This is a genomic window from Syntrophomonas curvata, assembly GCF_052976825.1.
In genome coordinates this window covers 2,492,042-2,515,809 of record NZ_CM129641.1, presented here as the reverse complement: position 1 = coordinate 2,515,809, position 23,768 = coordinate 2,492,042, and the positions used below count along the sequence as shown (strand labels likewise).

Sequence of the window (23,768 nt, the reverse complement as noted above, 5' to 3'; positions counted from 1 at the left end):
AGTATAAATGTTTTGCAACAGAGGAGAAAATATTTTGCAGTTTTTTAATCCGCTGGCCTTGGGTTTTGCCTTTATAATACCACTTATAATTTTGCTTTATCTTCTGAAGCCTCGCCGCCAGGAGATTATCATTTCCAGCACCTATCTGTGGGAGCAGGTCTTAAAGGACATTGAAGCCAGTAATCCCTGGCAGCGTCTTAAAAAGAATCTGCTGCTGCTGCTGCAACTGCTGGCAGCGGTTCTGCTGCTGGCAGCACTGACCCGTCCCTACTTGCCGGTGGCTGAAAATGGCGCCCGCCACCTGGTGGTGGTACTTGACTGTTCCACCAGCATGGCTGCTACTGATGTACAGCCGTCTCGTTTTGAAGCAGCCCGGCAGAAGACGGCTAAAATGACTGACCAATTAGGACCCCATGACCGCATGACCCTGATTGCCATGGCGGAAAAGCCGGCCGTTTTAGTCTCGGCCAGCCGTGACCGCAAGGAAATAAAACAGGTGCTGGATGAGATGACAGTGACATCGGGCAGTGCTGATTTACAAGCGGTAATGGCCATTGTCTCCGCTATGGCCAAAACAGACAACAGCATTTCCCTGCTGATTTTAAGTGATGGCGGAGTATTGCCGTCCGATAATAAGATAAAATTAACCTGTCCGGTTAAAGTTGACTTAATCGGCAAAAGCTCGGACAATGTGGGTATAACCACCCTTGCTACCCGTCACCATAATTCCCGGATATTAACCCTGGCTAGAGTAAAAAACTTCAGCCCGGATAGGATAGAAACTGATGTTGAGCTTAGAAGTGAAGAGGTACTGCTGGATGTAAAGAAGCTGGCGCTTAATCCGGGGGAGATGCGGGATATAATCTGGGATGGCTTGCCTATAACTGCGGATATTATTGAGGCCCGTCTGTCAAGAAAGGATATTTATTCTCAGGATAATCGGGCCTGGACGGTGGTACAGGCTGCAGTTGAGAAGCGGGCTTTACTGGTAACCACGGGAAATGTCTTTATGGAAAAGGCCCTTACGCTTTCCGGCGCTCTGGATTTATATAAAACTGCTCCTGCCAATTACCTGGATTATAGCGAAGATTATGACTTCTATATCTTCGACGGCTGGCTGCCGGAACAGCTGCCGCATACGCCTATGCTGATATTAAACCCTCCCCCCGGCAATCCTCATATTACAGTGAGCGGTTCCAGACAAAACATAATTTCCATCAATGGCAGAGCGGATGAACCCTTGCTGAAATATGTGGATGTCAATGGGTGGCAAATGGCTTCCGCCCGCAATCTGCTTCTTCCTGCCGGGTTCAAAACCCTGCTTGACTATCAGACTGAACCTTTGCTGGCAACGGGTGAACATCAAGGCCAGCGGATGGGAATATTGGGCTGTGACCTGCACGAGAGCAACATTCCGTTGCAGACCGGCTTCCCTATATTGATAAACAATCTGCTAAGCTGGCTTCTGCCGGAAAAGCAGGGTAATGCTGCTGCAATCAGTTCTGATGCCTACAGTTTTACGATTATGCCGGGAAGCGAAGAGATTATAGTGCAAGAACCGGATGGCAAGGAACATAGATATAAGCCTCCATTTCCAGCTATGTTTCCGACCGGGAATCCTGGCCCCTACCGGTTCACTCAGCTAGCTAACGACAGACAGCAAACTGTTTGTGCAGTTAAGAATTCCGGAAATTTGCTGGAGTCTGACCTCAAACCCCGCAGCATAAGCTGTATACGGGCAGGAGGCAAGTCGGCGAATAATATAAGCAATCGGGAAATATGGCCTTACCTGGCGGCGTTGTGTTTGCTCGTACTCCTACTGGAATGGGAGGTGTACCGCCGTGGCTATTAGCTTTAATCAGCCTCTTTGGCTTCTGGTTTTACCCATTTTTGCTTACCCCCTCTACTTGTGGTACGGCAGCAGCCGGCATCTGCCGGGCTGGAGGCGCAACCTGGTTATGGGCTTAAGGATAAGCCTTCTGCTCTTTTTAATTCTGGCTCTGGCGGGTATGGAATTTCGCTTTCCCCTGCATAAGCAGAGTGTGGTTTTCGTGGTAGATGGCTCGGCCAGTTGCGAACAAGTCAGAGATAGGGCGGAAAACTTCATTCAACAGGCCTTGAAAAAAAAGAAGGCCGACGACCGGGCGGCGATAGTTCTTTTCGGCGACGATGCCCGGGTGGACCAGCCTCTGACGGCTGATCCCTCCTTTAATCGTATTGAAAGCCTGGTGAACCCCGATTATTCTAACCCGGGTGAAGGCCTGAAGCTGGCCGATGCCTTAATGCCCCGGGAAACCCTCAGAAGGGTGGTCCTGATTTCCGATGGCTATGAAAACAGCGGCGACTTGATGAAAGAAGCGGCGTTTCTGGCGGATAAAGGAGTCAGGGTGGACGTTTTACCCCTGCGGCAGAAGCAGGGTCCCGAGGCGCGGGTGGAGAGCATGGTATTGCCGCAAAGGCTCTATCCCGGAGAACGGTTTAATGTCAGGATCAAGATAGACAGCAATACCGCTGCTCCGGTAATGCTGCGCATATACCAGGATGGCGAAGTGATCGGCGAACTTGACAGTCAGGTTAACCGGGGCGAGAATTCCTTCAGCTTATCAGCCATGATCAAGGAGAGCGGCTTCCATAGTTTTAAAGCGGTAGCCGAATTTAAAAAAGACACCATTGCCGAAAATAACATAGCCCATGCTTTTACCATGGTTCAAGGGCCTCCGGCCATTTTGCTGGTGGAGGGTTCACCGGGGGAAGCGGCTTCTATTAAACGGGCTCTTGATTCCCTTGACCTGGACAACCGGGTGATTCCCGCCTATAAGTTTCCCGGCAGTGCAGATGAACTGCAGCGCTACGCCGTCGTGATCCTCTGCAACGTACCGGCCCAGGCCCTAAGTGCGGATAATATGGAAGCTGTTAATATGGCGGTGCAGAATATGGGAATGGGATTGATAATGGTAGGGGGAGAGCAGAGCTTTGGGCCCGGAGGTTATTTTAAAACCCCGGTGGAAAAGGCCCTGCCGGTGCATATGGATTTACGGGGCAAAAAAGAGATTCCCAGTCTGGGGTTGCTGCTGGTAATTGACAAGTCCGGGAGCATGTCAGAAAACGCCGGCGGCTATGCCAAAATCGACCTCGCCCGGGAAGCGGCGGTGCAGGCCACCGAGGTTCTTGGCCCCATGGATCAGATCGGGGTATTGGCCTTTGACAGTGAGGCCAAATGGGTAGTAAAGATGCGCAAGGTGGACGACCTGGCCGCCATTCAGGATGATATCGCTACTCTGCGGGCTGACGGCGGCACCAGTATTTATCCGTCGCTGGCTTTGGCCTATGATACTCTTAAAAAAGCTAAGACGAAATATAAACATATTATATTGCTCACCGACGGACAGTCGGCTACTACCGGGGACTATTATTTCCTGGCCCGGAAAATGGAAAAGGCAGGTATAACCATGTCCGCCGTTGCCGTTGGCGACGGCGCCGATACCGATTTGCTGGAACTGCTGGCGGAATGGGGGCGGGGACGATACTATTTTACCAACGAAGCCTATACCATTCCCCGGATATTTACTAAAGAAACCATTACGGCACTGCGCAGTTACATAGTGGAGGAGAACTTTTCCCCCTTAAAAGCATCCGGAAGCGAGATATTGCAAGGGATAAACGCTGTTCCCGACTTGCAGGGCTATGTAGCCAGTACGGTAAAGGACTCGGCCCAGCTGATGCTGGAAAGTCACCGCGGTGATCCGGTGCTGGCGGGCTGGCAGTATGGGTTGGGAAGATCCCTGGCTTTCACCAGCGATGCGGGTGGGCGCTGGGCAGCCGGATGGGCTGCTTGGGAAGGCTACAATCATTTCTGGGGCAACATGCTGTCCTGGGTTCTTCCCCGCAGTCAGGACAGCAGTCTGCAGATGGAGGCTTATATCGAGGGCGGTCGGGGATACATAAAAGTAGATTCTGATAATCTGACCGCAACCTCACTGATAAACCGGGCTAACATTATCACCCCTGGCCTTAAGAGTCAGAGGCTTGAACTGCAGCCGACTGCGCCGGGTAGCTTTGCCGGTAGTTTCAGTGCCCGGGAGCCGGGGGTCTATCTGATCAATGTGCTGCAGAAAAGGGGAGAAGAAACCCTGGGCAGTATCAGCGGGGGAGCAGCGTTATCCTATTCTCCGGAATATGGTAAAGTCTCCCGGGACGAATCCTTCTTGCAGCAGGTAGCCGCCCGAGGGGGAGGAAGTGTTATTTCCAAGCCGGAAGAGGCCTTTGCCGATAACCTGCCCCCTTTAAAAGGGATAGTGGAATTGTGGCCCTGGCTTCTGATTCTGGCTACCTGCCTCTTGCCCCTGGATATCGCTGTACGGCGCCTTAACCTTAGCCGGGCCGATATCAAAAAAGCAAGTTCAGGTTGGCGCAGAGCAACAGATAATGAGTTCCAGGAAGGATTATCGCCAACTTATACCCGTCTGCAGCAGCGCAAACAGGCTATACAACAGCACCGGAAAACCATGGCTGATAACAGCCGACCGGAAGCAGGCTCGATAACACCATCATCCTCTGAGTCCGGCGGCAGTCCCAGGGTTGACTCCAGCAAGCAGGACAAGAAACATGAAGAAGGTTCAGTGCTCAACACTTCCCGCCTGCTGGAACGGAAAAGGAACCGCCCCCGGGGATAATCATTCTTATTTATGCCGGGCAAACCTATCTTAACTATTAATCGCAACAATTTGCCAGGGGGCGGATCTGCCCCCTTTTGTCCTGATTTACCCCTGTTAAAAAAGAGGTTACATAAGTTGCAGAAGTCTTGTTTCGATTCATGTTGCTATTAACTGGCGTTAATTAATGTCGAAGATGAATGCGAAACTTGATAGAATTTTGTGCCCGCAAAACGACCGTAAATGAGAGGATTAGCGGAAAAATCCCCTCATTTACGGTTTTTCTTTGCAGGAAAATTATTACAATAATAGAAAGCAAGGATATACGCTTTTATAGCGTTCAGGATTGGGGGGTAGACATTGTCAGCAGCTCTCAGGAGTATCAATGGGGAAATACGGGTCGACCTAAGACCATTCAACACCTTTGCGGAAATTAAAAGCCAGCTGGAAAGAAAGCTGCAAAGAATTGACAACTATGCGCTGGGAACCCTGGTTGTTCTTGATATGGGCGACAAACATCTCAGCAATAAACAGGTGAGGGAAATCGAAGACATTTTACTGGATCACGGGCTGCATCTGAAGGAAATGCGGTCCGACGAGCCACCGGTGGGACAGGAGCCGGACGACTATCCGTTTGGATATATGCCCCAGTATAGCGATACTACCCTTATTTGCAGGCACCTCAGATCGGGGCAGAAGATTTTCTGTGAAGGAAACCTGGTTATTCTGGGTGACATTAACCCGGGAGCAGAGGTTGTCGCCGGAGGTAATATCGTAGTTATGGGAACCTTGAAAGGTATGGCACATGCCGGTGCATTTGGTGATGATACTGCTGTAATCAGCGCCTACCGTTTAAGCCCGACTCAGATAAGGATTGCCAACCACATTACCCGACCGCCTGATGGGGAGGTAATCGTAGTTTCGACTCCTGAGACGGCTCGTATCAGAGCCGGTAAAGTAGTGATTGAGAAGTTAAAAATATGATTGGAGGATTGGAGATGAAAAGTAGAGTTATAGTCATTACTTCCGGTAAAGGTGGAGTGGGCAAGACTACAACTACAGCCAACCTGGGTACTGCACTGGCTATGATGGATAAAAAGGTAGTCATGATTGACACCGATCTTGGCCTGAGAAACCTGGATGTAGTGATGGGACTGGAAAACCGGATTGTCTTCGATATAGTTGATGTAGTAAACGGAAACTGCAAATTGAAACAGGCTTTGATTAAAGACAAGCGGTTTGACGGCCTGTATCTGCTGCCTGCGGCCCAGACCAAGGACAAGACAGCGGTAAGCCCTCATCAGATGAAAAATCTGACCAACGAACTGCGCAGGGATTTCGATTATATCCTGGTGGACTGTCCGGCCGGTATCGAACAGGGATTCAAGAATGCAGTGGCGGGAGCTGATAATGCCATTGTGGTTGCTACTCCGGAGATTTCTTCGGTACGGGACGCCGACCGCATCATCGGCCTGCTTGAGGCCAGCGGCCTTAATAATGCCAGGCTTATTATCAACCGGCTGCGCAGTAAAATGGTAAAACGCGGTGATATGATGGATATAGAGGATATACTTGATATTCTCTCCATAGAACTGCTGGGGGTAGTGCCTGAGGATGAGTCCATTGTGGTATCCACCAACCGGGGGGAACCTGCGGTACTGGAAACCACTTCCCGGGCAGGAGGAGCTTATCGGCGCATTGCCCGGCGGATCAGCGGAGAAAAAGTCCCCATGTTGTCTGTTGATGAAGAAAACGTAAAATTCGTCGACAGGTTCAGAAAGATGCTTAAACTAGCCAGATAAGGAGGGGAGGTATGGCTTTGTTAGACATAATCACCAGATTCTTCACAAAGGACAGCGTCTCCAGCAAGGACGTTGCCCGGGAAAGACTGCGCCTGGTTCTGGTCCACGACAGGGCCTCGGTATCCCCCGAGTTTTTGAACCAGCTTAAAGAAGACCTGATCAAGGTCATCAGAGAATATCTGGATATAGATGAGGAAGCCCTGTCGGTAGACCTGGAAAATGAGGACGATTCCATCGCCCTGGTGGCCAATATACCGGTCAAGGGTTTCAAGAGAGCGGGGTGATAATTCCAAAACCTAAAATTGAATATCTGAGCTCTCAAACCCGGGGGAGACCCCGGGTTTTGCCCTATTCATCCCGGAGCCGGGCCGATTAGCTCACCGCGGTAAATTTGCTCCCGGCGCCAACCGATGCTTATACTCGGCATACTTTTTGCGGTTCATATAAGCTATGGCGGCGCAATCATCGAAAGTAACCTCGTAGCTTCTGCTGCTGGTAGGCTTAAGGGTCAGAACCCGGGCAAGATTGATGATATATGAATTGTGTACCCGGACCAGCTCTTCAGGCAGACGGCTTTCCAACTCATTCAGATTGCAGTTGGTTTCATATGACTTCTGATCAGTATGAATACTTGTTTTCCCACCCTTCTTTTCAATACATGCGATCGAATAAGGATTCAGAAAAATCATGCCTTTCTTTGTCTTTAGGGCCACCTTATATTCTGACCGTCTTTTTTTCTTGGAGATGATTTCAGTGAGCAGATCGGCAAGCTTCTCCTTTTGTATAGGTTTTAACACGTAATCGTAAGGGTGGGCCGAATATGCGTCCAGGGCATAGCGGCTGTAGCCGGTAAGAAAAGCGCAAACCGTATCGGGGCTTACCTTGGCTATCATTTGGGCGGTCTGGATACCGTTAAAAGAATCATCCGGGCCTAACTTAATATCCAGCAGGGCAACCTGCGGCCAATAATCCTTAGCCGCCGTTACTGCCGACTGAGAATTATTAACCGCGATTACTTTGTCCACTAAAGGATGTTTTTCCACCAAGAATTTAATAAATTCCAAAATATACTCTTCGTCTTCAAGTATAAGTACGGTCGCCATCTTATTACCTCATTAATCCGGAGTATTAAGCTGATATCAATAGAGCAATATACCCGGGTAGGTCATGCATGTATAGCCTCCATAAATCCACCTGATATAACTTTATATTCAACAATAACCGATTTTTTCCTCCCGAATACCCAGATGATTCTTATATGGCCTGGAAATAACATATTCAGGTCTATTTATGACGTTTTGTAGTTTTGGGCATTTAATATTCACTGCTGTCCGAAATCGTGTTATTCAGACCAATTTATGTAGTTTCTAGACCGGTAGATGTGCTAAATGGGAAAATATATAGATTTTTCCAAAATACAGGATTAATATAAAGACATCGTACGAAATATCAGCAGTGGCCATAGAGGGAAGTGATCTAAATCAAATAGAACATATAGTGTGTAAAATAAGGGAATAATAGAATAATTTTCCAGTTTGACTGGATGCTTGAAGAATTAAATGAACTAGAAGAAGAAAGCGAGGAAAGGAAATGAGAATTAAAAGATTTCTATGCATAGCTTTAAGTTTCATCTTGCTTTTTGGAATAGTAGGAACCGCAGGAGCGACTCAATTGCAGGAAAAAGTTGTATTTCAAGCTGCTGAAATTACAGATGAGAACTTAATCCAAGAAAGAATGGACAAGGGTATTACGGATGATTCTTCTATAAAAGTAAGCGCCGATGTAAGTGGGGATGTATTTACGGATGATTCAGGCCAAAAATGGAAAGTAGTTGCAGCTGACGTTAAATATACCTCACAAAAACTCAAAGAAGTTATTCGAGGAACACAGCGACAACAAGATTTTGTGGTTCACTCATCAGTTGAAGCTTTAATAGTTCCTTACGATTATGGTAACAACATACCAATAAACGATACAGACGGTGGATCAACCTCCATGGCCCAATTAGACCAAACATCCTATATGTCTTTTGAAGATGATATCACTGCAAATCCGGGAGGATACACTGGCGGAACTGCAACAAAGTTTCACAGTACTAAAGCTAAAATAACTAAGAATGAATCAACTGCGGAATTGATTTCATTAAGAGTAGGCCAGCATGGAGAAGGCTTGTCTTCTACCACAAAGACAGGGACGTATGATTATAGATTTCCTGATGATGACTTAAGGAATATTAGCCGCCCTAGTAACGGTACTTATTATAGTGTAACAGCAAACAAAACGAACTATTGGTGGTGGATAAAGCCAGGTCAAGCCCCCAGTGCAACAATTGGTGGATTCGCAGGTGCAACCGTAAAAAGAGGTACTCAAACTTATAATTATAGCACATCAATATATAGATCATTATAATATATGGTATGAGCTACTAAAGCACAATTCATATTGTGCTTTAGTAAGCTAATTGAAAATACAAGGAGAATAAGGGTATGAAGCAAATGGTTCGTTTCCTATTTTATTTATTGGGTATCTTACTAATTGGATACCTGTATAATTATGGTTTAGAGTTTACTAGATCGTTCGAAATATCATTTCATAGTTATCTTAAAGCATTCCTTATTGTGGCTTACCCAATGTCTATAGGTATTTTATTAGGTCTTATGGAAGTTATATCAAAGCCTAGAGTATCTAAATTAGAGTATAATTGGGTCTTTGCTCTGGGAGCGGGTATTCCCCTAGCTTATTTAACTTTCCAGCCTTTGCTTCTTCGATTCCATATCGTCCTGCCATATTTACCGCATTCGTTCAATTATCCCATTTCTGGGATACTTTTAGGATTTGTTTTAGTCTCTGCCATAAAAGGTATTCCCCCTTATGATCTGCTTCGCAAAAACTAATCATCCGCAATGTAAAGGTATAGCAGACACAGAAACGCAGGAACATGACACAGGAGGACGGTTCGAGACCACTGAAAAAGTACCCTTTTTAAGCCGCTCTTGCGGCTGCCTTTGTCCAACCTGGTGGGTTAATAACCAACCGACAGAACAAAAAGTTCAAATTTGGAGCCAATATCCCTTTTGAAGCGGATACTATATGAATACTCCAGTCATCGAGAGCGATGCGTCCGGTAGTTGAGAGCCACCCGTTGAAATGCACCCCAATTATTAGACACTATGATATAATCATTTCAATCATGAAAGGGGTGCTAAAATTGGGGTAAAGGGACAAAAACTCAAACATTATTCAGGGGACTTTAAGTGTAGCGCAGTAGAAGAAGTTTTAGTCAATCATATGGGGCTTAGAGAGACTGCCCGGAAATATGCCGTAACTCATAAGATGGTACAAACATGGATAAAATTGTATCTGGAAAAAGGCAAGGATTATCTTTACAACGGTGATAACAAACATAAACATGCGTTGATTGATAAGTCGTCAACCAGTCTGAGCATAGATCATACAGCCCCTGTAGAAACAAGAAAACACGGCATTCAAAAGTGGACGAATCATCATTACCTAATGAAGTTCGTGATGAACTGAATAAGTTGCGAATGGAGAATGCGTACTTAAAAAATTAAACGCCTTAGTCCGGAAGAAGGAAAAGTCACAAATAAGGACAAAGCTCAAATAGTGCACGAGCTAAGGCATAAATTCAAAGTCACTGAGCTGATAAAAATAGCTGGCATTCCCAGAAGCACATATTACTATCACATTAAGAATCAAAGTAAACCTGATAAGTATGCCTCGATTCGTCCTGTAATAAGTCAGGTATTCACAGATAATAAAGGTCGTTACGGATACCGTAGGATAACTGCAGCGTTAAAGAAACAAGGGCTGATTATAAATCATAAAACCGTACAGAGACTGATGAAAGAGCTGAACCTGTATTGCTATGTAAGAATCAAGAAATATAACTCATATCGAGGCGAGGTTGGAAAAGTTGCTCCTAACCTTTTAAACCGCGAATTTATAGCAATAAAGCCTAATGAGAAGTGGGCTACAGACATCACAGAATTTCATCTGTTTGGCCAGAAGATTTATTTGTCCCCTATATTAGATCTATATAATGGAGAAATCATCAGCTATAATATTTCAAACCATCCACGATTTTCACAGGTGATGGCAATGTTAGATCAGGCTTTTAAAAAGATACCAGACAATACAGACCTAATACTGCATTCGGATCAAGGTTGGCAGTACCGTATGGCAGCATACCATCAAGCTTTGAAAGAAAAAGGAATCCGCCAGAGCATGTCGCGTAAGGCCACATGTTTAGATAATGCCGTAATGGAAAACTTCTTTGGCCATTTGAAATCGGAATTATTATATAATCAGGAATTTGAGTCTGTTGATCATTTTGTCCAGGAACTGCATGCGTACCTGGAATACTATAATCATAAGAGAATAAAGAAAAAGCTTAACTATATGAGTCCTATAGAATATAGGTTGTTACTGGCAGCTGCTTAATATAGCTGAAATTATCTGCGACATTTTGTCTAAATTTTGGGGTCCAGTTCAATTCGGATAGGCCCCTCAAAATGAGACACGCAATTTTTTGTGAACGACCCTCAGAGCCTGATTTCTGGGTGTGTCCCGAAGTTTGTGTAAAGTCTAAAAAAACGTCCGCACCTCCTTTGCTGTATTTTTTACTTGCCAAACACACTTGGTTCTTTTCCATGTTCTTGGTCGGGCTGTTGACATGAAACGGATTAACTATAACAAGTTTGTGACCCTGGGATTTAAGGAAATCTACCATTGTGAACCAGTAGTGTCCTGTGGGTTCGAAGCCAACGATAATATCCGCTTTATCATGCTGCTGACATGCGCCTTGATCCACTGTCTCAGATAGTCGAAAGCTTCTGCCATGTTGGTTCTACAAATAGAACAACCCCGGCTGAATAATGCCTAGTCAGCTTTGCACATCATTAAACTTTTCCCAGTCCTTTTTAAACTTCCTTTCACACATTTCCTTCATTTGTTCCTTTTAAATAGTCAGATGGTGATTTTCAATCACGGGAGCCTTTAGGGACGATTGTTACACTTCCTTTGCTTCGCAACATGGCGAGAGAACCGCCCCCCCCTGTCACAAACTTAATTTGCCTAAAATAGCATTGATTGGAATTAATGGATACATTAGAATTAAAATTAGGAATATTCATAATATTTGTTAAATAAAGCAAGTAAGGGGGAGGGTTAGGATGTCCAGAGACTTCAGGCAAATGTACCGGGAAAAGTTGTGTTCAGCCGAAAAAGCGGTGCAAATGATTGAATCCGGAGACTGGGTAGATTACGGCATGTTTAACGGGAAACCGGTAGCATGTGATAAAGCCTTGGCAGCACGTAAAGACGAACTAAAAGATATAAAAATCATGGCCGCGGTAACAGTTCCGCCACTGCCGGAGGTGGTAACCAGGGATCCTCAAGGTCAAGTATTTACTTATCTGGATCTCCATTTCAGCATAGTCAGCCGGATTATGCAGCAACGCTGCGAGGGGGTCTTTTATAATCCCCTCTGCTATGGTGAAGCTGAAAAATATTTTGTCGATGGCCGGGTTGACCCGGACAACGTCGGGGCGGTACTGAGAAAGGCTTTTATTGTGCAGGTTACTCCGATGGATAAGGATGGATATTTCAATTGGGGAGCTCATAATTCCACCAGCTATGCTCAGGCTGTGAGCGCACACAAAATAATCGTCGAGGTTAATGAAAAACTACCTTTATGTCTGGGTGGAGCTCGGGAAAGAATTCATATCTCCCAGGTCGATGCCGTAGTCGAGGGCGAAAATCCTGACCTGGCTGAACTTCCGCCGGTTGAGGCCAGCGAGGTAGACCGAAAGATAGCGGGGCATGTGCTGGGGCATCTGCGGGATGGCTGCTGTATACAACTGGGGATAGGTGCGATGCCTAATTTACTGGGCAAAATGATAAATGACACTGACCTTAGAGATTTGGGCGGCAACACGGAGATGTTGGTGGATGCATACATGGAGCTGTGGGAATCCGGCAAGATGAACGGAAGCAAAAAGAATGTTGACCAAGGCAGGATAAGTTATACTTTTGCGCTGGGCGGAAAAAGACTGTACGAGTGGATGGACAGGAATGTGGGACTGGCATCATATAATGCGGGCAACGTCTTGCATCCGTCGAGGATCTCGCAGATTGATAATCTTATTTCCATTAACCAGGCGCTGCAGGTAGATTTATATTCTCAAGTTAATGCTGAGAGCTTGGGCTTCAAGCAGATATCAGGCAATGGCGGTTTGACCGATTTTGTATTGGGAGCTTACTGGTCCGACGGCGGACGCAGTCTCATATGCCTTCCGTCAACCTACACCAGTAAAGATGGCGCGGTCCTATCCAGTATAGTCCCTTCTTTTGCGCCGGGTTCGATTACCACCATACCCAGGCAGATGGTGCATATGATTGTTACCGAATACGGCTGGGTAACGATGAAAGGGGCTTCAACCTGGGCACGGGCTGAAAAATTGATTGCGATTGCCCATCCGGATTTCAGGGATGAATTGATAAAGGCAGCAGAGGAAAGAAAGATCTGGCGCAGGAGCAACAGGATAATTTAGAAAGCCATGATTGCGATGGCAAACCGGTGCATGTACATGACATCGGAGGCCATAAAAAGGGAATCTAAAAATTAAAAGGGGGTAGTTTTTTAATGGAGAATTATCGGGGAGTTTCTTATGAAACCATACTGGCATGGGCGGAAGGCGGAATTGGTTATGTGCAGTTTAACCGGCCTAAAGCAATGAATTCAGTAAATATTACACTGCTGGATGAGGCTTATGAGGTCTTAACCGCCTATAGCGATGACCCGGAGGTAAGGGTTATCATTATTTGCGGCAATGAAAACGTATTCTGTGCCGGGGCCGATCTGGCAGCAGCCAAAGAGATGAATGCTTTTGAAGCCCGTGAGTTTTTGGATCATGTTCACCGCACCCAGTTTGCCATCGAGGATAATAACAAACCGGTTATTACAGCAGTCAGGGGAATGGCTCTGGGTGGCGGCATGGAAATTATACTGGCCAGTGATATCCGTATCGTTGCCGATAACTCTACCCTGGGTCTGCCGGAAATCAGCCTGGGAATATTTCCGGGAGCGGGAGGGACCCAGAGATGGCCCCGCTCAGCATCAATATGCTCGGCCAAGCTTTATATCTTCACCGGAGACTTTTTCAATGCCCAGGAGGCTTTTCGCATGGGTTTGGTAAACATGTTGGTTCCGGCTAATGAAGTCATGGATACGGCGGCAAAGATAGCAAGGAAAATAGCACGCAAGTCTCCGCTATCCCTTCGGGCAGCCAAGCAGGCAATCAACAATTCGATGAATGTGGGCATTAAAGCCGGGTGCAGTGCTGAACAACTGGCCTGGTCGATGATGTTCTCATCCGAAGACCAGAAAGAAGGAATGAATGCTTTCCTTGAATCCCGCAAAGCTGAGTTCAAAGGCAAGTAATAGTAAATATCACCGAAGACAGGGGGAACTGCATGCCAGAAACATTCCCCCTGTGTCCGGTGGGGTGTGTTCCGATCAGCAGCAGGAGCCGCCGTTTTTGCCCATTTTGGTCATGACTTCCGGCACCAATTGGAGTAGTTTTTCCAGGCTCCCCTTTTGATTGAGCGAATAAACCTGCACCTCATTTTCGTCAACGATCAACAGCGCGGTCGGCGATATGCTGAGCCCGGCGCCGCCACCTTCACCTTTGCCCACCCCCTGCTGGGGCGCACTGCCTTCCCCTCCGCCGGTACCGAAACCTACCCGCACCGAGAGCAGCGGAATGACTGTCTTGCCGTTGCTCTGGATAGGTTCTCCGACTACCGTCTTGGCTTGGACCATGTTTTCCAGATGGGAAACGAGCGCTTCGATATTGTCTTTAAGCATACTGAACAGCCTCCTTATGTTTTCTACTGTTTTTTATCTTCGGCCACCAAATGGCTCTGACCGCCTTCTTAAAAATAAGCCTCAATCCTATGATCAGTATGTGAAGGGGAATAAACCATGCTTTAATATCCCCCCGCAGATCGACCGCCTCCCCGGCAAATTCCGGTTTGAGATCTATGGAGTAGCTCATTCCGGTGTTCAGGGCGGTCATTACCCCCAGCACAATTCCGGTCAGGGACGGATCGTCAAAACCATAAACCCCTGACAGTTTCATGTTTAGATGCAGGGCCCGCAGCAGCCGGCGGATAGATTCATATACCGCCTGCAACAACCGGAGGTTGAGGAAAGAGAGGGGGGAAAATTCCGATTGTCCTTTCCTCTTTTTTTTACCGGAACGGAGTTTCAGGCCGCCGGGCTGCTTTTTTTCTTCGGCGTTTTTTAAAGTTTTTTTCAGCCCCAGGCAGCCCGGGGTCAGCTCCAGCCTTCCTTCGCCGTGTCTCAGGTCCAGGCTCAGCAGCCCTCCGGCCCACCTTAACCGGCCGTGAAAACTCAGGGTTTGCGCATATTCCCCTCTGAAATCGATATGCACCGGAGCCAGCAATATAACGCCCAGCAGCGCGGCCAGGGCGATAAGCACGTAAAACATAACCTCGGTCACTTAGCGGCCCCTCCCTGGTTGCTCCGGGGCGGGAATAGCAGCCGCCGGGCCACAGACGCGGCCCCCGACATCAATTTGGGGACCTGATGACCGGCCGCGGAAATCAGGCTTATACCCGGAAAATAACTGGCCCCCAGTAAGGCGGGGCGCCAGGCTAATTTCTGGGCCTCCCAGTAACTTGGCGCCGTCTTCGAATCATCCGGTTGATTGTGCAGAACCTGATGAAGGGTCTGTGAGCGAAGATAAGATAGTTCCGCCGGAATTTCCTCTTCACCGTTCTGCCCCAGTTCCAGCCACAGCAGCTGCAAACGCCCCATTTCCTGGCGGCATGAGCGGCAGCGGGCCAAATGCCCTTCCGTTTCTTTTCGGGTCAAGGCGTCCGTTTCCCCGTCCAGATACATCTGCAGATTTTCCTGATTGCACTGCACCTTATATCACTCCCAAGCGTAGTAGGTGGAGAATTCTTTCCGCAGCGCGGCCCGGGCCCGGAATAAATGGGTTTTCACCGTACCCAGCGGCACTCCGGTCTGTTCGGCTATTTCCCGATAGCTCATCCCTTCCTGATGGCGAAGGGTTATCAATAGTCGGTATACCTGAGGCAGTCTGTCCAAAGCCTCCTGAAGAAAGCGGCCGGCCTCCCGCCATTCGATTTCCCGGGCCGGGTCCTCCGGGGAAGCAACCGTATCGGCCAGGGTGAGTTTGCCGTCCCCCAGCGGCTGATCTAAGAACAAAGGGGCAGACGAATGCCTTTGCAGGAAATTGACACAGGTGTTGATGGCGATCTGACGCAGCCAGGGTCTAAAAGGACGGTTTAACTGATAACTGTCCAATCCCTGAAAAGCCCGGATGAAGGTTTCCTGGGTCAGATCCAGGGCATCCTCCCGGTTGCCGGTCATGCTGCGGCAAAGGTGGTAGACATAGCCTTCATAGCGGCGCATCAATTCGCGATAGGCCTTTTCCTGCCGGTCACGGCACCTTATTACCAGTTGGCGGTCTTCCTCGGCCAACGATGCTCCCCCTTTCTTATCATTAATCTATACCCGCAATTATATTAAAAAGTTTCAATAAAACAAAATAATTTGCTCCGGGCAGACCATGGATGACAGAAGTAAAGGCGGGGGTATAAAAATGCCGATAGATGAAGAACTTAATAAACAAAAGTTAAGGGGATACTTAAATTAAAAAGCTATTTCGGGCGTTCAACTATCTAAAACTTAAATCAGCCAACGATCAAAAAAAAGACCCGGCAGTTGACGGCTGTAAGGTACAGAATATTCCCCGGTCCCTAGAACAGGCCAAGCTGGAGTTAAACCGGGTATTTGCTGACTGCGACGACTTCTGTTTACGGGAGATCTCATTGGGGACGGATGATGAAATAAGCATTATGATCGGTTTTATGGAAGGCTTGGTTGACAAACAGATGGTTAACGCAGACATCTTGAAACCAATAATGATTGAGTCCCATAAAATTGACTTGAAATACAGCAATATCATCAACCTCCTGCAAAAAGAATTACTGACTGCCAATCAGTTGACTGGGGTTTACAATTTTACTGATGCGGTAGTCTCTATTTTATCCGGCGATACCGTCATATTCATATCGGGTTGCCATACCGCTCTGAAAGCTGACACCAAAGGATGGGAAAAAAGACCGGTTGAGGAACCCGATACGGAGTCAGTGGTGCGGGGTCCCAGGGAGGGCTTTATTGAGAACTTGCAAACTAACCTGGCCCTGATTCGCCGTAAAATCAAAAATCCTAATCTGAAGTTTGAAAAAATGAAACTGGGCTCCCAGACCAATACTGACGTATGTATCTGTTACATCAAAGGTATCGTTCATGAAGGTATCGTGGATACAGTCAGGAAGAGATTGGAAGAAATAAAGATAGATGCTGTTTTAGAGTCGGGGTATATAGAAGAGTTTATTGAAGATGCGCCTTTTTCACTGTTCCCGACGGTCGGCAGCACGGAAAAACCTGATGTGGCTGCGGCTAAACTATTGGAAGGCAGGGTGGCGATTTTTTGTGACGGAACCCCTTTTGCCCTGACGGTTCCTTTTTTATTTATTGAATCCCTGCAAGCCAGTGAAGATTACTATTTCCGATTTTATTTTTCTTCGCTGGTAAGAATTATAAGAGCGGCTGCGCTGGTAATAACCACTACCCTGCCGGCCGCTTATGTCGCGTTAATATCCTTTCATCAGGATGTAATACCCTTTAAACTCCTGTTAAATATCGCGGCATCAAGGGAAGGTATTCCTTTTTCACCATTTGCCGAGGCCCTCTTTATGGGAATCACCTTTGAGTTTTTAAGGGAAGCCGGAGTCAGGATGCCGAGACCCATAGGCCAAGCAGTCAGTATCGTAGGCGCCCTGGTCCTGGGTGAATCTGCTGTAAGTGCAGGCCTGGCCAGTAACATCATGGTTATAGTAACTGCCCTCACAGCTATATGCAGTTTTATTTCACCTTCCCTGGGTGTGACCACAGTGTTTCTGCGCCTTATTAATTTGGCTGCTTCCAATATTATGGGTTTCCTGGGGCTGACCTTAAGCCTTACGGCATTTTTGATCCATCTTTGCAGTCTAAGGTCTTTCGGGATCCCTTATATGGCGCCGTTTACACCTCTAGCCGGAATGGATTTAAAAGATACCGTTATCAGATATCCTATGTGGGCGATGTTTACCAGGCCGAGGTCTATTACCAGGAAAAACGTGGACAGAATGGATTTTAATCAATTATAAAGGGAAGATGGTAAATGCCGAGTCAGGTCAAATTAACAATAATGGTCCTGCTTTTAAATTTAGTCATGTGCATTGCCACCGGCTGCTGGAATAACCAGGATTTGTCCGAAACCAGTATTGCTGCGGCTATGGGCTTGGATAAAGCTGAGGATAACAAAATCGAATTGACGGTACAATTGGTCAACCCATCTGCTCTCAAAAGTGCTCAGAAAGGGGGGGGGAGCGGCAATAAGGCGGCCTTGACCCTTTCCAAAACCGGCGATACTGTATTTGAGGCCAATCGTAATCTGCTCTCAACTGCCAGCAATAAGATTCTGCATAATCACATTCAGATAATTGTTATCGGGGAAACTCTGGCCCGGGACGGGCTTACTCAGATATTGGATTTTCTGGAAAGAGGCAATCAAACCAACCGCAAGGCTGATATCCTAATTGCCAAGGGAACTACTGCCAGAAAGATACTTAACCTTCAGAGTGAGCTGGAAACGATTCCTGCAATTAACCTGGCCGACACCATAGACAATGAAGACAGCATCGGCAAGATCAAAAAAATCATGTTTACCGACTTAATGAAAGAATTGGCCACTCCGGGAAAAGATGCGGCGATAGGGGGGGTGGAAATAATGAATGATAAAGAGCAGCCTTTTATTAAGGATATTAGAATAGAAGGAGCTGCAGCTTTTAAAAAGGATAAACTGGCATTCTGGTTAAATCCGGTTCAGACCAGGGGATTATTATTTATGAAGGATAAGATATCCAGCGCGGTAATAAATGTCGCCAACCCCCTTGACCGCAGGACCAAAGTGGCTATAGAAGTCATATCATCCAAAGCCAAGACAAGTGTAGAGCTTAAGGATGGAAGTCCTGTTTTTAATATAGAAATTAATGAGCAGGGAGATATTGTTGAGCAGCAGGGGGGCGGTGACCTAAGCTCTCCGGAAGTAGTAGAGAAGCTGAAAAAAGAGACGGAAAGAGCTATTGCCGATGAAGTGAAAAACAGCATCGAATTAGCCCTGGATAATCAATGTGATCTTATGGGGTTTGGGGATATATTACATAAAAAACACCCCCAATATTGGAATAAGGTTAAGGAAAACTGGGATGAAGAACTAAGCCGGGTTCAGTTTAATATCAAGGTTTCGTCAAATATTGGCCGAGCAGGCTTGGTAAAAACTTCGGTATTGCCTAAATAAAAGGAGAAACAATGATGGTCATCGGTCTCATTCTGGTGTTCGCAATACTCATGCTGATTGATATTCCGTATTTGTTAAAAAACCAGAGCTTTAAAATTATTTTAGCTTACTCATTTTTGATGACTCTGGGATTGGCTCTGAGCCTGATTCTGGCTCTGGACATTTCCATCACGACTCCATCCCAAATTATAGAAAGTATTGTTAACATGATGTGAGGTGAGTATGTGCCTGAATATATCCGTATTTCTTATGTTCAATTAACACTCTTGCTTACCGGATTTTTATTGGGCAGTTCAGCGATTATGAATCAATCCGACACAGCTCTGCAGGATTCATGGCTGGCGGTTATCCTGGCCATTATTGCAGGAATCGCAGTTATAAGCATGAACGTCTGGATATCGTTGCTGAACCCGGGGAAGTCTTTGATAGGAATCTTAAAAGATAAATTCGGAAATGTTTTCGGCACTGTGACCGCTGTTCTCTATATCTGGTATTTCATTCATATAGCGGCACTGGTTACAAGAGAACTAGCCGAATTCATGGTCACGACCGCCTATGCCGAAACCCCGATCGTATTTGTCGCCATTTGCATGGTTTTAGTCACAGCTTATCTAGTCAGACACGGACTGGAGGTAATGGCCAGGACAAGTGAAATATTGATACCGCTATTGATTGTCAGCGTTATTGCGATTTTCCTGGTAATGATAAACCTTCATGAGTATAATATAGAAAACCTTTTGCCTTTTAATGAGCGGGGAGTAAAGCCCATTTTACATTCCTGGTTTCTAATGACGACTTTCCCCTATGGAGAAAGCATATTATTCACCATGATTTTCCCTTATTTGTATCACAGAAAACTGTTAAAGGCCTCAATTCTCGGAGTATTAATTTCCGGATTATTAATACTCGGCATTACGGTTCGCGACTTGATGATTCTGGGACCGGACTTGATATCCAGAGTGATATTCCCGCCTCATATAACCACAGCCTTGATTCCCAACCTGGATATTACTCCGTTAGTAGAAGTTAATCTCATAATCGCTGGGGGAGTAAAAATAGCTATTTGTATTTTTGCTGCTGCTCTGGGGATCGCCCAGCTTTTAGGGGATCACGACCACAAGCCCTTTGTTGTCCCGGTAGCGGTGCTGACAGTTGTATTATCCATATGGGTATTCGACAACATATTGGCGTTTTTTCATTGGATAAACGCAGTATGGCCTTATTATTCGATTCCCTTTCAATTTGCCATACCAGTCTTGCTGTTGTTAATGTCGTGGCTGAAGACCAGCCGACGTACGGTCTAAGTCACGGTTCAATCCCAGGCAAATCATTCGGGTTGATTCCTGGACAATTTAAGGATATCATATTGATTAGCAATATTTAGCAGGAAAAATGCTGTTCTATAGATTTAAGAGCCGGTGTTTTATATGTTCATAGCTGATTTTCACATCCATTCCAAATACTCAAGAGCCACCAGCAAGGACTGCGTGCCGGAAATGCTCGAATTCTGGGCTAGGCGCAAAGGCATCGGCCTTATCGGCACCGGCGATTTCACCCATCCGGCCTGGCGGGAGGAACTGAAAGAAAAGCTGGTTCCCTCGGGGGAAGGGCTCTATACGCTCAAGGACGGTTTCCGCCGAGATGATCAAGTCGCAGGCGATCTGCTCAAGCCTCAATTTATCGTGACCGGTGAAATAAGTTCCATATACAAAAAGAACGGCAGGGTCAGGAAGGTTCACAACCTGATCATCTTACCCAGCCTGGAGCATGCCGAACTGGTATCGCGCCGGCTTGAGGCCATAGGCAATCTGCACTCCGACGGCCGGCCCATATTAGGCCTGGACAGCCGGGATTTGCTGGAGATCGTCCTTGACACGTGCGCGGAGGCCATCTTCATCCCTGCCCACATATGGACTCCGCATTTCTCCCTGTACGGAGCCTATTCCGGCTTTGACCATATCCAGGAGTGCTTCGAAGATTTAACCGGCTGCATCTATGCTCTGGAGACCGGGCTTTCCTCAGATCCTCCCATGAACTGGCGTCTTTCCGCCCTGGACGGTTTTACACTGGTTTCCAACTCGGATGCCCATTCCCCGGCCAAACTGGGACGGGAAGCCAATCTTTTCGATACCCCGCTTTCTTATCACAACATCCTGCAGGCGTTAAAAAACCGCCATAGCAAAGAGTTTTACGGCACTATAGAATTTTTCCCGGAAGAAGGGAAATACCACTATGACGGGCATAGAAACTGCAAGGTATGCTGGAAGCCTGCGGATACCAGGGCTGCGCAAGGCGTATGTCCGGTATGCGGCGGCCGGATTACCGTAGGGGTACTGCATCGGGTTGAAGCCCTGGCCGACCGGGAGGAAGGGTTCATACCACCGCAGCCCCGGCATTTTGAAAGCCTGGTTCCCCTTCCCGAGATAATCGCTTCCTCAATCGGGGCCGGGGCCGCCAGCAAGAAGGTGGGCGAAACCTACCGGAATCTGATCAGAAGCCTGGGACCGGAGTTGTTTATACTCCGGGAGGCGACGCTGTCGGATATTGAACTGGCCGCCGGTTCCTGGCTGGCGGAAGGGATCCGCCGGCTGAGATGCGGCGAGGTCAGCGTACAACCCGGATTCGACGGGGAATACGGTAAAATTGCGGTCATGGACAAAAGCGAGATTGAGCGCTTGTCCGGCCAGTTGTGCTTTTTCGACGATACCGGCGACATTCTGCCCAGCCCGCCAATGCCTCCGGTGCCAGCCGATGAAAAGGGTTCGGCCCGGCAAGACGTACTGCCGCCGATTGCAGCCGACGCCCATCCGCTGGAAAGCGGCGGTAAAACCCAAGGTGCGGCTGCCGCGGAAATTCCCTATGATCTGAACCGGGAGCAGTGGGAGGCCGTTTCCTCCTCCAGTCCGGCCATTGCCGTGATTGCCGGCCCGGGAACGGGCAAAACCAAAACCCTGGTCTGCCGCATCGCCTACCTGGTGGAAAAATGCGGCGTCCATCCCGCGCAGATAACCGCAGTCACTTTTACCAACAAGGCCGCCCGCGAGATGCGCGCCCGCCTGGAAAAGCATTTCGGGCAAAAACGGACCGCCGCCGCCATGACCATAGGAACCTTCCACTCCATCGGTCTGCAAATTCTGTCGCAAGCGCGGGGCGGGAGCGATGTCGTGATTATTGACGAATACAATGCCCTGGCCATTATCGAGGAAATCATAAAGAAAATGCAGCTGGAGATTTCTCCCCGCGATGCTCTGCGCGGCATATCGCTGCTTAAAAACGGCCTGGCTGTGCCGGAAGAAAAGCGATCCGGCCTTCAGGAGGGGATAGGCCCCGACCACCGGTCCGGCAGCGGAGGCCGGACGGCAGTCCCCGCTCAATTCTACGATGCCTATTGTGCGCAGCTTAAGCGTTACGGGGTAATGGATTATGACGATATCCTCCTGGAAGCGCTGCAGAGCTTTGAAGGCGGGAACAGCTTCTCCTATTTGCTGGTGGATGAGTTCCAGGATATCAATGAAATTCAATATCGCTTGATCAAAGCCTGGGCCCGGGAAAGCCGAAGCATTTTTATTATCGGCGATCCGGACCAGTCGATCTATGGTTTCCGGGGTTCGGATCTGCGCTATTTCGCACGATTCGAAGAGGATTTCCCGGCCCTCCGGCAGTTCCGCCTGACCCGGAATTATCGCTCCACGCCCGAGATCATCCTTTGCGCCCAATCGCTGATCTCCCCGAAAAACGCCGACAGTCCGGAGGGAATCCTGGAGGCGAGCAGGTCGGGGGGACTCAGAGTGCGTTTGATAGAAAACCGGGATGAGTTTTCCGAAGCTCTGTTTGTGGCCAAGGAAATAAACCGTATGGTCGGCGGCATTGATATGCTGGATACCCAGACCCTGGCGGCGTCTCGCCGTAAAAGACCAGGAGCCCGGCCGCCCCGAAGCTTTTCCGATGTGGCCCTGTTGTACCGCACCAATCAGCAGGCGCGGGTGCTGGAGCAATGTCTGGTAAAAGAGGGGATTCCCTATGTGGTGGCCGGGCGGGAGGACTTCCTGGCCGATAAGCCGGTGCGCCGGGCCCTGGCTTTTTTCAGGCTTTTGCTCAACCCCGGGGACATAGCTTCCCTGCTGCTGTGTCTGCAAGGGGAAAAGAACGATTTGATCGGCCTGAAGCAAAAAGTTCTGGCCAGCTACGCGGCCGGGGAGAAGAACCTGGCCTCTCTGTCAAGAATCATGGAAGGGATTCGGCCCTCCCTGGAGCAGCCGAATCAGCCCGAGAATTTCCCGGCAATGCTGAGCAAGTATGCGCTTCTCATCCATAAAGAAAAGCCGGGGAAAGTCATAGATGCCTGGATTGACGACCATAACCTGTCCGACCGCCAGTCCATGACCTTGCTTTCCCATACCGCGGTCATGTATGACGACATGCCCGCTTTGCTGCAGAACCTGATACTGGGCCGGGAAAGCGATGTGGTCCGCAGCGGCGGCAAATCCTATTCCCCGGAGGCGGTTTCCTTAATGACCATTCACGCGGCCAAAGGCCTGGAATTTCCCATCGTGTTCATCTGCGGCGTCAACGACGGCCGGATTCCTTTGCGGAACAGCCGTTCTGACGTTAATGTGGACGAGGAGCGGCGACTGTTCTATGTGGGTATGACCCGGGCCCGGGACGAGCTTCTTTTACTGACTTCCGGCATCCTTTCTCCCTTTGCCGGCGACCTGGCTGAGGCGCAGCTTACCAGGGAGCATGCTGCCGCCGCCAGACCAAAGCCTCAATACCGGCAAGCCGCTCTTTTCGATTAATCGGGCCGGCCCCAACACCTACTATTATTAAAATTACCA

21 protein-coding genes are annotated in these 23,768 nt (G+C 48.0%); 16 read left to right on the top strand and 5 right to left on the bottom strand.

What is annotated here, in order from left to right:
- Window positions 1-34: 34 nt before the first annotated feature.
- From ACU70B_RS11405 to minE, 5 genes are all read left to right on the top strand, one after another.
- Entirely contained in the window at window positions 35-1,852 is a 1,818-nt protein-coding gene (locus tag ACU70B_RS11405) for a vWA domain-containing protein (RefSeq protein ID WP_447183658.1), read from the top strand.
- A complete protein-coding gene (locus tag ACU70B_RS11400) occupies window positions 1,842-4,673 on the top strand; it encodes a VWA domain-containing protein (protein WP_447183657.1) in 2,832 nt (943 codons plus the stop codon). Before ACU70B_RS11405 ends, ACU70B_RS11400 begins: the two co-directional genes overlap by 11 nt.
- A 339-nt stretch (window positions 4,674-5,012) precedes the next feature.
- Entirely contained in the window at window positions 5,013-5,636 is a 624-nt protein-coding gene (gene minC, locus ACU70B_RS11395) for a septum site-determining protein MinC (protein WP_447183656.1), read from the top strand.
- A 14-nt stretch (window positions 5,637-5,650) separates the two neighbouring features.
- Window positions 5,651-6,454, top strand: coding sequence for a septum site-determining protein MinD (gene minD, locus ACU70B_RS11390; RefSeq protein ID WP_447183655.1), 804 nt, complete (start codon window positions 5,651-5,653; stop codon window positions 6,452-6,454).
- A gap of 17 nt (window positions 6,455-6,471) precedes the next feature.
- A complete protein-coding gene (gene minE / locus ACU70B_RS11385) occupies window positions 6,472-6,738 on the top strand; it encodes a cell division topological specificity factor MinE (RefSeq protein WP_447183654.1) in 267 nt (88 codons plus the stop codon).
- A gap of 93 nt (window positions 6,739-6,831) precedes the next feature.
- Here the strand turns inward: minE and ACU70B_RS11380 are convergent, their stop codons facing one another.
- Window positions 6,832-7,557 (bottom strand): LytR/AlgR family response regulator transcription factor, encoded by a 726-nt coding sequence (locus tag ACU70B_RS11380; RefSeq protein WP_447183653.1) that lies wholly within the window; start codon window positions 7,555-7,557, stop codon window positions 6,832-6,834.
- Between the two features lie 487 nt (window positions 7,558-8,044).
- Here ACU70B_RS11380 and ACU70B_RS11375 point away from each other — a divergent pair, with 487 nt between their 5' ends.
- The 6 genes from ACU70B_RS11375 (at window position 8,045) to ACU70B_RS11350 (ending at window position 13,916) form a co-directional block, all read left to right on the top strand.
- Window positions 8,045-8,863: a hypothetical protein gene (locus ACU70B_RS11375; RefSeq protein WP_447183652.1), complete on the top strand. Its 819-nt coding sequence runs from the start codon at window positions 8,045-8,047 to the stop codon at window positions 8,861-8,863.
- Between the two features lie 77 nt (window positions 8,864-8,940).
- A complete protein-coding gene (locus tag ACU70B_RS11370) occupies window positions 8,941-9,348 on the top strand; it encodes a hypothetical protein (protein ID WP_447183651.1) in 408 nt (135 codons plus the stop codon).
- Window positions 9,349-9,661: 313 nt separating this feature from the next.
- Window positions 9,662-9,988 carry a helix-turn-helix domain-containing protein gene (locus tag ACU70B_RS11365; protein ID WP_447185762.1) on the top strand — a complete coding sequence of 109 codons (327 nt, stop codon included), beginning with the start codon at window positions 9,662-9,664 and terminating at the stop codon, window positions 9,986-9,988.
- Window positions 9,989-10,021: 33 nt separating this feature from the next.
- Window positions 10,022-10,915 (top strand): IS3 family transposase, encoded by an 894-nt coding sequence (locus ACU70B_RS11360; RefSeq protein WP_447185761.1) that lies wholly within the window; start codon window positions 10,022-10,024, stop codon window positions 10,913-10,915.
- Between the two features lie 731 nt (window positions 10,916-11,646).
- Window positions 11,647-13,026 carry an acetyl-CoA hydrolase/transferase family protein gene (locus tag ACU70B_RS11355; RefSeq protein WP_447183650.1) on the top strand — a complete coding sequence of 460 codons (1,380 nt, stop codon included), beginning with the start codon at window positions 11,647-11,649 and terminating at the stop codon, window positions 13,024-13,026.
- Window positions 13,027-13,118: 92 nt separating this feature from the next.
- A complete protein-coding gene (locus ACU70B_RS11350; RefSeq protein WP_447183649.1) occupies window positions 13,119-13,916 on the top strand; it encodes an enoyl-CoA hydratase/isomerase family protein in 798 nt (265 codons plus the stop codon).
- A 75-nt stretch (window positions 13,917-13,991) separates the two neighbouring features.
- On the opposite strand, the gene ACU70B_RS11345 is transcribed toward ACU70B_RS11350, so the two are convergent.
- Genes ACU70B_RS11345 through ACU70B_RS11330 form a run of 4 tightly spaced genes read right to left on the bottom strand, consistent with a single transcriptional unit; the run spans window position 13,992 to window position 16,007 of the window.
- Entirely contained in the window at window positions 13,992-14,342 is a 351-nt protein-coding gene (locus ACU70B_RS11345; RefSeq protein ID WP_447183648.1) for a GerW family sporulation protein, read from the bottom strand.
- Window positions 14,335-15,000 (bottom strand): hypothetical protein, encoded by a 666-nt coding sequence (locus tag ACU70B_RS11340; RefSeq protein WP_447183647.1) that lies wholly within the window; start codon window positions 14,998-15,000, stop codon window positions 14,335-14,337. The genes ACU70B_RS11345 and ACU70B_RS11340 overlap by 8 nt, the downstream gene beginning before the upstream one ends.
- A complete protein-coding gene (locus ACU70B_RS11335; protein WP_447183646.1) occupies window positions 14,997-15,428 on the bottom strand; it encodes an anti-sigma factor family protein in 432 nt (143 codons plus the stop codon). The genes ACU70B_RS11340 and ACU70B_RS11335 overlap by 4 nt, the downstream gene beginning before the upstream one ends.
- 6 nt (window positions 15,429-15,434) lie before the next feature.
- Window positions 15,435-16,007 (bottom strand): RNA polymerase sigma factor, encoded by a 573-nt coding sequence (locus tag ACU70B_RS11330; RefSeq protein ID WP_447183645.1) that lies wholly within the window; start codon window positions 16,005-16,007, stop codon window positions 15,435-15,437.
- 170 nt (window positions 16,008-16,177) lie between these two features.
- On the opposite strand from ACU70B_RS11330, the gene ACU70B_RS11325 reads away from it, so the two are divergent.
- The 5 genes from ACU70B_RS11325 to ACU70B_RS11305 all read left to right on the top strand — a co-directional run bounded on the left by ACU70B_RS11325 (window position 16,178) and on the right by ACU70B_RS11305 (window position 23,729).
- On the top strand, window positions 16,178-17,740 hold the full coding sequence (locus ACU70B_RS11325) for a spore germination protein (RefSeq protein WP_447185760.1): 1,563 nt from the start codon (window positions 16,178-16,180) through the stop codon (window positions 17,738-17,740).
- A gap of 14 nt (window positions 17,741-17,754) precedes the next feature.
- Window positions 17,755-18,933, top strand: a complete 1,179-nt coding sequence (locus ACU70B_RS11320) for a Ger(x)C family spore germination protein (protein WP_447183644.1) — start codon at window positions 17,755-17,757, stop codon at window positions 18,931-18,933.
- Between the two features lie 11 nt (window positions 18,934-18,944).
- Window positions 18,945-19,148: a hypothetical protein gene (locus ACU70B_RS11315; RefSeq protein WP_447183643.1), complete on the top strand. Its 204-nt coding sequence runs from the start codon at window positions 18,945-18,947 to the stop codon at window positions 19,146-19,148.
- A 9-nt stretch (window positions 19,149-19,157) separates the two neighbouring features.
- Complete coding sequence (locus ACU70B_RS11310) at window positions 19,158-20,237, top strand: GerAB/ArcD/ProY family transporter (RefSeq protein ID WP_447183642.1); 1,080 nt, start codon at window positions 19,158-19,160, stop codon at window positions 20,235-20,237.
- Window positions 20,238-20,360: 123 nt separating this feature from the next.
- Window positions 20,361-23,729 carry a UvrD-helicase domain-containing protein gene (locus tag ACU70B_RS11305; protein WP_447183641.1) on the top strand — a complete coding sequence of 1,123 codons (3,369 nt, stop codon included), beginning with the start codon at window positions 20,361-20,363 and terminating at the stop codon, window positions 23,727-23,729.
- Window positions 23,730-23,768 lie beyond the last annotated feature (39 nt).